Raw genomic sequence first — 12,615 nt, 5'->3', positions numbered from 1 at the left:
TGTGCGTAATTTATTTACATGGGTTGCCTCCTTCTAAATAAATCGTTTGTCCATTTTGGTTTATTTTAATGTTCATCACGGTTTGTATTGTTTTTAGTATGGATGGTAAATCCTTATGCTCAAATCTTGCAGTTAACTTACAAGAAGTATAGTTGTAGCCTTTTGTATTAAAATTTACATCGAACTTTCTTGATAATGTAGCGAGCACTTCTAAAACAGGCGTTTCATCAAAAATTAAACTTCTTTTTGTCCAGTTATCAGCTTCGTTTTTTAAAGGCAGTGTTTTTGAGAAAATTCCGGCAAGCGTATCAAAAGTTAAACTCTTATTAGGCGTTAAAAAAATTGGTTTTGATGATTCAGTTTTTTCGTTTTTTAGTACGCCAACTTTACCGGTTTTAACACCAATTTGTATGTGGGCTTCGCTTTTGTAAGCCCTAATGTTAAAGCTTGTACCATAAACAACGGTTTTAATTTTGCCACTTTCTACAATAAATGGTTGCTTGCTGCGGTGTTTAACATCAAAAAATGCTTCGCCATTTAGCTGGATAAGACGTGTATCACCTTTGGTGAATGCTTTAGGATACCGAATGCTACTTTGCGAGTTTAAAAGTACGGTAGAGCTATCTGGTAAAGTTATAGAGAGTATTTTACCTGCATTGGCGGTTTGCGTAGCCCATTCTACATTAGTAGATGGTAAATTATAGAAAAGATTTAGCCCGAAAATGCAAACTACGGCTGCGATTGCTGCCGCTATTCCATAAGCCCAATAATTAGTTGAGCGTATTTTTTTTGATTTTGATTGAGCTGTTAAAACAGGCATTTCCTCAGTCTGTTTGGGTTTCAGCTGACCAGTTAACAGCCACAGCAGTTTTATCTGCTCATATTTTTCAATATTTTCTGGGCTTTCGGCAAGCCAAGAATCCAATGCTTTTTCAGAAACTAGTGTTTCTTGATTGGTAAGACGTTTAATAATTAAGTTCCAAATTTCTTCTTTCATTGTAGATATGGTAGTCACAGTAAAAGACAGATCTGAAAGCAGAAAATACGGGCTGGAAAAGTTAAGCTTCTGTTAAGTGTTGGTTAAAAAAATGTTGGCTGTTTTCGAAAATAAATTTCATGCTTTTGGCAAGATGATCTTCTACCGTACGTGGAGAAATTTGAAGCAAGTCGGCAATTTCACTATAACTGAATCCTTCTATTCGGTGCATTCTGAAAACCAATTGTCGCTTTTCGGGTAGTTTAGCAATAAGCTTTTGCAAGTGTAAAAGTTGTGCTGATTCTTCAACCGAAAATTCGTTAGGTTGAGATTGATCTGAAAGGATGGTTAGTTCTTGTGTATCTAAATAATCGATAGTTTTTTTATGTTCGCTGCTTAAATAATTAAGCGCCGCATTTTTTACAGCACGAAAAAGGTAGGCCTTTGTATTCTCAATTTCCTGCTTACCGTTCCATAGTTTTATAAAAATATCATTAACCACACTTGATGAGGTTTCTGTATCATTTAGATAATAATTGGCGTAATTAATCAATATAGATGCCCATCGTTTATAAAGCATTTCCACTTGGTGGGACCGATTTTCTGAGCTTTGTGTGTGATTAATTTTAATGAGAGTCTCCACCTAAAAATATTCTTCCCAAAGTATGGAAGAACATATTAATCAGATGTTAATCTATTGTGATATTTAGGTTGGAAAAGTAGGAGTGAATATCAACCAATGAACCCAATTAATTAGAAAGTTTTTGCCGTTTTTGTAGATAGAAACTTAATGTTAAAAAAATAATAAGAAGGTAAGCATATTCTATGAAAGCCACATTAAAAATTGTAGGATTTTTGAAAAGCTTAGAAATGATTTCACTTAAAAAATAAGACATCGTAATTTGTTGGAATAATTGTGGTAAATATAACCTTAAGATTTTCAGCTAACATTTTCTAAGTATTAAGTTATTATACTTGTAGTAAATGATATTAAATATAAAGCGGTGCCATTTTACGCCAGTAATGCGGTTGGTGGGCGTTATTATCCCAGGTATAAAGTTGGTTTGTTATGCCTTTGGCCCAAAGTTGGTTGCTGAATGTTTTATTGCTATCTAAAAAAGGATCGGTTTCTCCAACAGCAAGTATAATTTCCATGCCCTTTATATTCGCTATAATTTCTCCATCCTCTAAATTGGGTAAATATTGCGCAGGCATATTGAAGTAAACAAGTTCATTTCTGTAACCGCTTAACAAATCTGTAAATGGATCAGGGGCATGGGTAAGGTCGTACCTGCCGCTTATGCCTACTGTTTTTTTAAAAAGATGTGGATATCTCATTGATAGATTAATTGCATGATAAGCACCCATACTAAAGCCAGCTGTTTCAATCCAACCAGAATCATTTTTCTGATAGATTAATGGAATAACTTCATCAATTAAATATCTTTCGTATTGCAAATGCCTGTCGATACGCACTGATGGAAAAACAGATTGGTTATAAAAGCTTTCTGCATCGAGACTATCTACACAAAAAAGCTGCAATGTTCCGTTTTCGATTTGATGTGCGAGTGCGTTTACAATGCCCCAGTTTTCATAATCGTAAAAGCGAGCCATTCTTGTTGGAAACATGATAACAGCTCTGCCACCATGCCCAAATATTAATAATTCCATTTCACGCCCCAACTCATTGCTGTACCATTTGTGGTATTCCCTGTGCATGTTAAAAATATTTACGGAAATTACTGAGCTTCTGTTATTTAAATATTAACAAATGGTAATGCTTATTCTAATTTTTCTGCAATAATGGCATGCCATAGTTTGTAGCCTTCGCTATTAAGGTGTAATCCATCGCTTTCGTAGTAAACCGGATTTGGCTTTCCAGATTTATCAAGCATTCTTTTGAATACATCAATAAACTGCCAGTTTCCGTTGCGTTTTATAATTTCACTCTCAATCAGGTTGTTGGTATATTTAAATTTATCAGCCATGTGCCATCTCGATAAACTTGGCTTAAGTGATATAAAATAACAAGGTATGTTACCAAAAGTCTGCTGCGCTTTTTCCATTAGTTGCAGGAAGAAAATAAATATTTCTTCGGGGTTTCGACCATCACCAAGGTCGTTATCGCCAGCATAAAATATAAAATATTCTGGCGTGTATCCAATCATAATTCTTTCAAAAAACCAAACACAGGCAGCAAGGGTAGAACCGCCAAAAGCGAGGTTAATTATTTTTCGTTTTGCGAAATCACTTTCTAATGTATGCCACAGTCTGATGGATGAACTCCCGTAAAAAATGGTGGTATTTTCTTTTCGCTTCCACGCCGGAATTTGTTCTAACTGCTTTACTTCATCTTCATACCAGTACATACTTATAAATATATCGATTGCAAATGTGGTTTAATAGGAAATACGCTTTTCAAAGTAAACAATTTCATTATCAAAGGTGCCTTGATAAGGATTTCCGCAAGCAACAAAGCCTTGTGATGTTAAGTATCGTTGGCTTGTGGCTACTGCAGTTGTAGAAAATATAAAGCCTTTTTGCTGTGTAATTTTGCTCTGAAGCATCGCTTTTAGCATTCTGCTGATGCCCATTTTTCTAAACTCAGGTTCGGTATAAGAGTATCCAAGTTCTACTGCGTAATCGTTTATGTTACGTGTTATGCCTGCTTTTTCATGTACTTGCGTAATGTAAGATTGAGCCGGCCTTTTAATTGCTGAGATGCCAACTAAACGATTGCCCAGATAACAAAAGGCTAATAACTGGCAGCTATAAATCTTCTGCGTAAGCTCGATGGTAGAAACTTTATTGCCCTTTTTTACCAAAAGGTAAAAGTAAAATAATTCAGAGAGCATACAATCAGCAGGTGTTTTTATGCTGAATTTACAACTCATTGTTGAATATGGCGTTGCCAGATGGTTTGGCGTAGCTAAATTTGGAAGAAATTGTTGAGGATTGATCACAGGCTTACATCTTTTGGTTGCGGCTCATTTCCATCAGTTTATTTTGCAAAGCAGATGATGTTGTAAGCTGTTCGCATATCTTATCATTCCAATCTATAAGTGCATCTTCTGGTGAGTTTCCAGACCCTTCAATCTTTTCTAAATCTGGAAGCAGTAATAATGCATAATAACAATTGTTACTTTGAAAAAGCAAGGGCTTAAGTTTAGTAACCAAGCTTGGGAGTTTAAAGCGACTGAAATCAAATTCAACAAGATTGCCCAATTTATCTGCTATTATCTGCTTCATATTATATCTTGAATACCTCATGGCATTATCTACTTAAGTCATTACATAATTTAATTAGTTCTCCATAACTTCTGATTTTTTATAGAGAAAAAAATAGGCTAAACAAGCCTTCATACAAATTAGTAAAAGCTTATTTTCCAGAAGTTAAGGTTTTGTTGTTTAATTGTTAATTGAGTTTTGGCTCAAAAGCGTATTCTTTAATAATGATTTAGGTGCTATTGCTAATCTGCATTTAACAGTTTTTTAACAAGTGGATTTTAGCTTTGCCTCTAACTATGAACATTAATCAGACCGAAGATTTTGAACTTCTAAAGCAGTTGGCTAACGATGATGAAAAGGCGTTTGATGAATTGTTTATCAGGTATTATCCGGGTTTAATTCGGTTTTGTAAATCGTTGTTAAACGCCGCCGATGGTGATGCCGAAGATGTGGTTCAGGATGTTTTTTTTAAGCTCTGGGAAAGTAGAAAGTTAATTTCAGTACATACCGCACTTAATTCATTTTTATATACATCAGTTAAAAACAAAGTTAACGATCACTTCCGTAAAAGAAAAATCAAAGCTTTTGTACCGATTGATTCTATCGAAGATAGATCAACAGATGCTTTCAGCGCTCCAGACCAACAGTTGATGTACAAAGAACTTCATTTTGATATTCATCAGATGATTACCTTATTACCCGAAAGAACCGAATTGGTATTTCGGATGAACAGGCACGACCACCTTCCTTACGAGGAAATTTCAAAAATATTAGGCATATCCATCCATTCGGTAAAAACACACATGTACCGTGCAATCAAGTTTTTAAAAGAAAACTTTCGCCAGTATAACTCTCCTTCCTAATGTTAAGTTGCTGTTAAAGATGTTATGTTTCTGTTAAATCGAATTAACGGTGTAAGGAGGTGATGTTGCTTTTGCGTCTTCCCTTTAAATACATCAGAATTGGAAGAGCAAGAAATTTATTTATTAATTACACGATACCTGCAAAAGGAAACCACGACCGAGGAAAACGAAATACTCGCCGATTGGATAACCGATTCTGTAGATAATGAGCAAACTTTTGAGGAAATTAAACTCACCTGGCAACATACTGAGCAAATAAAGTTAGAAGAAAGTACAATTGCACTTGCTCGCTTAAAAAACAGAATTAATCATCAGCAGGATAATAAGGCCAAAACTAAAAAACTTGTTCCTTTTAAATGGAACGCGGTTGCGGCAAGTGTTGCAATAATCGGTTTGTTTCTGGTCGGTCTTTTTTATTTATTGAAACCGAATGATTCAGTTCCGACAACTTATAGTGTGCTTAAAACTAGAGCTGGGGAAATAAAAACTATTACATTAATTGACGGTACTAAAGTTTCTGTTGGTCCAAAAAGCGTACTGCGTTATCCTTCTGTTTTTAATAATTCTGAACGAAATGTTTCGCTAGATGGGGAAGCTTATTTCGAGGTGAGTAAAAATCCACATAAACCTTTTAAGGTAAACACTGGCGATTTAACCGTGAACGTTTTAGGTACACATTTCAATGTCAATGCTTCCAGAAATCAAATTTTAACAACGGTTTCTCTTTTAGAAGGTAAGGTAGAAGTAAATCTGAATTCGGATAAAGATGATGCTTATGTATTAAAGCCAGGGCAGGAGTTAACCTTTAACAGAGCCAATCAACGTGTATTTCAGCGTAACCTGGATAGCTTAAACACTTTAGGCTGGATGACAAGAACGCTGAATTTAAGTAACGATAAATTGAGTGATGCCGCTGTAAAAATCGAAAATATGTATGGAGTGAAATTAATCTTTGCTGATCAGCCAACGGCAGATACCCGCATTTATGCCCAGTTTAATGGCGATAGCATTGAAGATGTGCTGACAATTATCTGCGCATCAGGTAATCTGGAATATAAAAAACAAGGAAATAAAATTTACTTAAACGCTAAATAATTAAGAAAAATATATTCAGGCATAGCCTGGAAAAAAAGAAACCGGCATGTTCGAGATGCCGGCTATTAATCGCCAAATAAACAATTAAAATTTAACTAACGAATTTGCTAATTTATGAAAAAAAAGATCTACTACACGTCTTTAATTTCGTTGAAAAAGACCTTGTCAATCGCATGTGTGATGATTGTCTTTTTCAACATTGCTTTTGCCATGCCCAAGCGTAATGGCGAGCAGAACCTCGCCGAGGTAAAATGTTCCATTAGGTTAACAAACCAATCTTTGGAACAGGTTTTTGATTTAATCCACAAGCAAACTAATTTTAGTTTTGTTTGTGTAGACCGTAATGGATTTCTGCAAAAGCAGATTAGCCTTAACGAAACGAATAGTAATCTGGAACAGGTGTTAAAGAAAATTGCATCAGCTGTGCCTTTTACTTACACCAAATTAAGCAACAAAATTATTCTTAAACCTTTAGAAAAATTATCGCTAATACAAGCTCCAAGAATTATTAAAGGACATGTAACCGATAAGGATAATCAAGGCATTCCGGGTGTTTCTGTATTAATAAAAGGAACAAATACTGGTACAGTTACCAACCAGGAGGGCGATTTCTCTATAAAGGCTGATGATGGGGCCGTATTGGTTTTAAGAAGTATTGGCTATCAAACAAAAGAAGTTTCTGTTGGTGATGCAAATGCTTACCAGATACAATTAATGGATGATAATCAAGTATTATCAGAAGTGGTGGTTACAGCACTTGGTATCAAAAAAGAGCGTGCTAAATTGGGTTATGTGGTGCAGGAAGTTCAAGGCGAAAATTTAGTAAAAGCCAGAGAACCAAACATTATTAACTCACTTACTGGTCGTGTTGCAGGTTTAAATATTACCAACTCAACAGATCTTTTTCAAGATCCAGGCATCTCTTTGAGAGGAAGAAAACCGCTAATTGTTATTGATGGTATTCCAGATCAATCAGCAGATTTGTATCGTGTAAATGGAGATGATGTAGAATCGATAACGGTTTTAAAAGGTGCAAATGCTTCAGCATTGTACGGCTCAATCGGCCAAAACGGAGCGATTATGATTACTACAAAACGTGGTAAAGGAAAAGATTTAAGTATCGATGTTAATAGTTCAACGCAAATTCAGCCAAGTTTTATCCGAATTCCAGAAGTGCAAACCGAGTATGGTGCAGGTTTTAAAGGTAAATATACTTATGTTGATGGTTCAGGTGGTGGACCAGAAGGTTCGGGATGGATTTGGGGTCCAAAATTAGATCAACCCGACCCAAGTACGCCAAGCGGCTTTTTTGAAACACCTCAGTTTAACAGTCCGAGAAATCCGGTTACAGGTCAGCTTGTACCGCTTCCTTTTATCTCAAGAGGAAAAAATAATGTTAAAGATTTCTTCCAAACAGGATTAATCGCTAGTAATAACATCAGTATTACTCAAAGTGGCGAAAAGGGTGCTTTTAGAGCTTCGGCTTCTCACATTTATCAGAGAGGAATTGTACCAAATACCGATTTGCAAAACAGCTCATTCAACATTTCAGGAAATTATAAGCTATCAGATAACTTTACTGTTGATGCCCGTTTAAACTATAACCGTCAGTTTACCAAAAACTTCCCAGAAACTGGTTACGGACCAACCAACTACTTGTACAACTTAGTTTTATGGACAGGTGCAGATGTAAGTGTAGAAGATTTGAGAGATTATTGGGTTCCGGGTAAGGAAGGTATTCAGCAAAGAAATTATAACACTTCATATTACAATAACCCATATTTTCAGGCTTACGAGTATTTAAGAGGTTACGATAAAGACAACACTTTCGGCTCATTAAACCTTAATTATAAGATAAGTCCTGCTTTAAGTGTTCAATTTAGAAATGGTATCAATTCTTATGGTTTAAACCGTACTTACAAGGAACCAATGAGTTACATCGGTTATGGAAATAAATCGAGAGGACAGTTTACCGTTGCAACTGGAAATTATATCGATTTAGTATCAGATTTAATTGGAGATTACAACCATACTTTTACCGAGAAATTTAAGTTACATGCCCAGGTTGGTGCTGCAAATTATTACAGAAACAACAAATATGGTTCTACCAGTACAGATGGTTTAACCATTCCAGGCTTTTACAACTTGAGTAATTCCGCCAATCCGATTCAAGGAAATAACTTTGTTGAAGAAAGACGTACCAGCAGTGTTTATGCAGTGTTAGATTTAGAATTTTTAAATGCAATTTACCTGACGGCTACTGGAAGAAATGACGTGATTTCTACTTTGCCAACTGCAAATAACAGCTTTTTCTACCCCTCGGTAAGTACATCAGTTGTAGTATCTCAACTTACAAAGTTGCCAAAATGGTTTTCGTATTTAAAGGCGAGAGGTTCATGGTCGAGAGTATCGAGTGCAACACTAAACGATAATGCTTATACGTATAGCTATTTGCCATCATTTAATAAAGGCACCATCTGGAATAGTGTTCCATCTTTAACCTTCGGTGATGCTTTGCTAAATGGTAACCTTACCCCACAAACATCTGATAGCTGGGAGGTTGGTGTAGATACCAAATTCTTCAACAACAGATTAAGTTTAGAGGCAACTTATTATCAAACAAAAGATTTCAACAATATTGTTTCTATTCCAACATCAATTACAAGCGCTTACAACAGTCAGTTGGCTAATGGTAATGTGTTTCAACGTAAAGGATTAGAGTTTGTTTTATCTGGAACATTGTTAAAAAGCAGCGAATTTAGTTGGAATATGGCGGTTAACTTAAGTAAATACCGCAGGTATCTGAAAGAAATTTATGGTGGTGCAGAAACCTTAAACTTTTTAAGAGTTGGCGATCGTACAGATAAAATCTTCACATCAGTTTACCAAACTAATAATCAAGGACAAGTTATCTATGGCAGTAACGGATTCCCGTTGAATGATACCTTCTCTAGGTTTATCGGTCACCAATCTCCAGACTGGACATATGGTATCGAAAACACTTCTAACTATAAAGCCTTCACTTTAAAGTTTTTGGTTGATGGACGTTTAGGCGGTATGATGTATTCTACTACCAACCAGAAAATGTGGTGGGGCGGTACAAATCCGGGAACGCTTAACCAGTTTCGTGTAGATGCTAATGCAGGCAGATCAACTTTTGTTGGTGATGGTGTTGTGGTAACAAGTGGCGCAGCAACTTACGATGCATTTGGTAACATTACCAGCGATACCCGTGTTTTTGCTCCAAATACAAGAGCGGTAAACTACATCGATTATATGACGAATACCAGTAACGGTGCTTATAATAACTATAACTACTTCTCGCAAACGTTTTTGAAATTAAGAGAAGTAACCATTGGCTGGCAAGTACCTACCAAAATACTAGGTAAATCTTTCATCAAAGGATTGGATTTATCATTGGTAGGACGTAACCTATTATTATTCTCAAAAATGCCAAATGTAGATCCTGATCCGGCAGTTGATAACCTTCAAACGCCATCAACGCGTTCATTTGGCTTTAACATAAACCTTAAGTTTTAATCTGCAAAGAATATGAAAAAGACATTATATCTGTTATTATTTACTGCACTTACACAGGTAGGTTGCAAGAAGTTTAGCGAATTTCAAACAGACCCCAACAAATCGACAATTGCTACACCCGATTTACTTTTAAACGCTGTTGAGCAAAGTGCTTTTCAAACCACTGATATTACCGTGGCATTTACTACACGTCAAATGGTTTATACTGATGCGGTTTCTTTAAACCAATATTACGGTTGGAATAGAGGTAGCTTTGGTAATTTTAACAATCTCCGTCAGGTGATGAAAATGGAGCAAGCTGCAACAGCTCAGAACAAGCCAGAATACCAGCCAATTGCAAAGTTTTTTAGGGCATGGTATTTTCTTCAGCTTACTCAAATGTTTGGCGATATTCCTTACAGTCAGGCGTTAAAAGGCGATGAAAATGTATCATCGCCAATTTATGATAAGCAAGAAGATATTTATTTAAATATCCTTAACGACTTAAAAGCGGCAAATGGATTAATAACTGCATCTACTCCAAACATCCAGGGCGATATTGTTTTTAGTGGCAACATGCAACAATGGAAACGTGTAATCAATACTTTATCGTTAAGGGTTTTGATGAGTTTATCTATCAAAGAAAACGATACAAAATTTGAGGTTAAAAAGCGTTTTGCTGAAATTGTTAATAACCCTACAGAATTTCCGATTTTAACTAGTAATGCTGATAATGCACAGCTTAAGTTTTATGATTTAGCAGGTAACCGTTATCCTTATTTCAATAATAACGATATACAAACTACCAATTACATGGAAGAAACTTTTGTTAATTTATTGAAATCGTTAAGAGACGTTCGTTTATTTAACTTCGCAGATAAGGCGACAAAATTTTCGGCATTGCCTATAAACGATTTTAACGCCTACGGCGGAGCAAGAGGAAGCGCACCTGTAAACGAAAACAATGCAAAAACGGTTGCAGGAGAAGTTTCTAAAATCAAACCACGCTATTACAACAACCCAACTAACGAGCCAAGTATTGCTTTAGGTTATGCAGAATTACAGTTTATCCTATCAGAAGGTGTACAAAGAGGATGGATTACTGGAAGTGCGAGCGATTTTTATCAGAAAGGTATTCGTGCATCGATGCAGTTTTATGGTATAGATGAGGCAACTATTACGACTTATTTAGCACAACCGACAGTTCAGTTGGCTGGAGCAGCTAGCCCAATTTCAAACATCATTACACAAAAATACATTGCCTCTTTTATGAATGGTGGTTATCAACCATTTTACGAGCAACGTAGAACAGGTTTCCCAGTATTTGATACTACAGGCGCAGGTATGTTGAACGAAAAACGCATACCAAAACGCTGGATGTATCCGGAATCGGAATTGAGGTTGAACCAACAAAATGTTTCAGCAGCTATTTCCAGACAATATCCGCAAGGCGATAATATAAATGAGGTGATGTGGTTGCTTAAACCATAAAACCGACAAAGCACCATCGAAAACCGGTGGTGCTTTTTTATTTTAGCTTTTCGGCTATCCATCTTTAAATTTTAAGAAAATAAAATGATTAAAAAATTATTAATTCTCTTGCTGCTTGGTGTATCACTTAATGGCTGGGCGCAAAAGGCAAAAAAGACTGTTTTCATCATCGCTGATGGTATTCCGGCTGATGTTATAGAACGTTTGGAACTTCCAAATGTGAAAAGGATTATCAATAATGGAAGTTATACCCGGATGCAAGTTGGAGGCGAAAAAGATGGTTACAGCCAAACGCCAACTATATCTGCTGTTGGTTATAATAGCCTTTTAACAGGCGTTTGGTTTAACAAGCACAATATTCCCGATAATGATATCAAAGACCCGAATTACAATTATCAAAACATTTTCAGGCTCTTTAAAGCTCAATATCCTCAGAAAAAGACAGCCATATTTTCGAGCTGGCTAGATAACAGAACGAAATTACTTGGTCATAATTTGCCTTTAGCAGGAAACCTGCAAGTAGATCAGTATTTTGATGGCTATGAACTAGATACCATAAACTTCAAGCATGATAAAAAGCGTGATTTTATGAGTAGGATAGATGAAAAGGTAGTGAGTGAAGCTGCTGCAACGATAAAAAAAGATGCGCCTGATCTTTCCTGGGTTTACCTGGAATATACTGACGATATGGGGCATATGTATGGTGATAGTCCTGAATTTACGGCTGCCATTAAAAAATTAGACGTTCAATTAGGAAAAATTTATGATGCGATTGAGTATCGTAAGAAAAATAACAATGAGGACTGGCTTTTGGTGGTTACCACCGACCATGGAAGAGATGAAAAAAGCGGGAAAAACCACGGTGGTCAGTCCGTAAGGCAGCGCAGTACCTGGATGGTAAGCAATTACCCGCAGTTGAACGCTTATAGCAAATATTACAACCCCTATATTGTTGATATTATGCCAACCATTGCGAGATTTATGAGTATTGATATCCCAAAGGATAATCTCTTTGAGGTTGATGGCGTTCCATTAATTGGCGATATTTCAGTAGCTAATCTTAATGCAAACTACATTCAAGGTAGTCTCGATGTAAGCTGGAAAGCGCTTGAAAATACTGGTAAGGTTAAAATATGGGTAACGCCAACAAATAATTTTAAAGCTGGGCAGCCAGATGAATATCAATTATTGGCAGAAGTGCCTATCTCTGATAAGCATGCTTTAATTAATGTAGAAAAGTATCCATCAAAGTTTTATAAAGTTGTTTTAGAAGCAAAAAGTAATGTGTTAAACCGATGGGTTGTGATTAAATAATAAAGTTTGATGTCAGAAAATAGGAATTAATTTAAGGTTTAATTATTGCATAATACTAATTCTTTAGTCCTATAAATAATTTGGTTAGTATTTATTTAATGGAAGGATAGTTTGCTATAAAGATTAACG

Annotated in this window: 11 protein-coding genes; 5 read left to right on the top strand and 6 right to left on the bottom strand. The window is 35.9% G+C overall.

All coding sequences use genetic code 11. The annotated features are described in order from the left end of the window. Positions 1–10 precede the first annotated feature (10 nt). The 6 genes from ACO05K_RS09595 to ACO05K_RS09570 all read right to left on the bottom strand — a co-directional run bounded on the left by ACO05K_RS09595 (position 11) and on the right by ACO05K_RS09570 (position 4,225). A complete protein-coding gene (locus ACO05K_RS09595) occupies positions 11–997 on the bottom strand; it encodes a FecR family protein (RefSeq protein WP_421944222.1) in 987 nt (328 codons plus the stop codon). A gap of 61 nt (positions 998–1,058) precedes the next feature. Further along, positions 1,059–1,556 carry a sigma-70 family RNA polymerase sigma factor gene (locus tag ACO05K_RS09590; RefSeq protein ID WP_421944221.1) on the bottom strand — a complete coding sequence of 166 codons (498 nt, stop codon included), beginning with the start codon at positions 1,554–1,556 and terminating at the stop codon, positions 1,059–1,061. 410 nt (positions 1,557–1,966) lie between these two features. Next, positions 1,967–2,695 (bottom strand): esterase family protein, encoded by a 729-nt coding sequence (locus tag ACO05K_RS09585; protein ID WP_421944220.1) that lies wholly within the window; start codon positions 2,693–2,695, stop codon positions 1,967–1,969. Positions 2,696–2,757: 62 nt separating this feature from the next. Beyond that, positions 2,758–3,345, bottom strand: a complete 588-nt coding sequence (locus ACO05K_RS09580) for a GDSL-type esterase/lipase family protein (protein WP_421944219.1) — start codon at positions 3,343–3,345, stop codon at positions 2,758–2,760. Positions 3,346–3,375: 30 nt separating this feature from the next. Beyond that, positions 3,376–3,939: a hypothetical protein gene (locus tag ACO05K_RS09575; protein WP_421944218.1), complete on the bottom strand. Its 564-nt coding sequence runs from the start codon at positions 3,937–3,939 to the stop codon at positions 3,376–3,378. A 4-nt stretch (positions 3,940–3,943) separates the two neighbouring features. Continuing rightward, positions 3,944–4,225, bottom strand: coding sequence for a hypothetical protein (locus ACO05K_RS09570; protein ID WP_421944217.1), 282 nt, complete (start codon positions 4,223–4,225; stop codon positions 3,944–3,946). Positions 4,226–4,500: 275 nt separating this feature from the next. On the opposite strand from ACO05K_RS09570, the gene ACO05K_RS09565 reads away from it, so the two are divergent. The 5 genes from ACO05K_RS09565 to ACO05K_RS09545 all read left to right on the top strand — a co-directional run bounded on the left by ACO05K_RS09565 (position 4,501) and on the right by ACO05K_RS09545 (position 12,486). Continuing rightward, on the top strand, positions 4,501–5,067 hold the full coding sequence (locus ACO05K_RS09565; protein ID WP_421944216.1) for an RNA polymerase sigma factor: 567 nt from the start codon (positions 4,501–4,503) through the stop codon (positions 5,065–5,067). 99 nt (positions 5,068–5,166) lie between these two features. Further along, entirely contained in the window at positions 5,167–6,162 is a 996-nt protein-coding gene (locus ACO05K_RS09560) for a FecR family protein (RefSeq protein ID WP_421944215.1), read from the top strand. Positions 6,163–6,276: 114 nt separating this feature from the next. Next, positions 6,277–9,702 carry a SusC/RagA family TonB-linked outer membrane protein gene (locus ACO05K_RS09555; protein WP_421944214.1) on the top strand — a complete coding sequence of 1,142 codons (3,426 nt, stop codon included), beginning with the start codon at positions 6,277–6,279 and terminating at the stop codon, positions 9,700–9,702. 12 nt (positions 9,703–9,714) lie between these two features. Beyond that, entirely contained in the window at positions 9,715–11,172 is a 1,458-nt protein-coding gene (locus ACO05K_RS09550) for a SusD/RagB family nutrient-binding outer membrane lipoprotein (RefSeq protein WP_421944213.1), read from the top strand. Between the two features lie 84 nt (positions 11,173–11,256). Further along, entirely contained in the window at positions 11,257–12,486 is a 1,230-nt protein-coding gene (locus ACO05K_RS09545; RefSeq protein ID WP_421944212.1) for an alkaline phosphatase family protein, read from the top strand. Positions 12,487–12,615 lie beyond the last annotated feature (129 nt).

This window comes from Pedobacter sp., from assembly GCF_965227205.1.
Taxonomy (GTDB): Bacteria; Bacteroidota; Bacteroidia; order Sphingobacteriales; family Sphingobacteriaceae; genus Pedobacter.
This window is presented reverse-complemented; position numbering and strand designations above follow the sequence as displayed.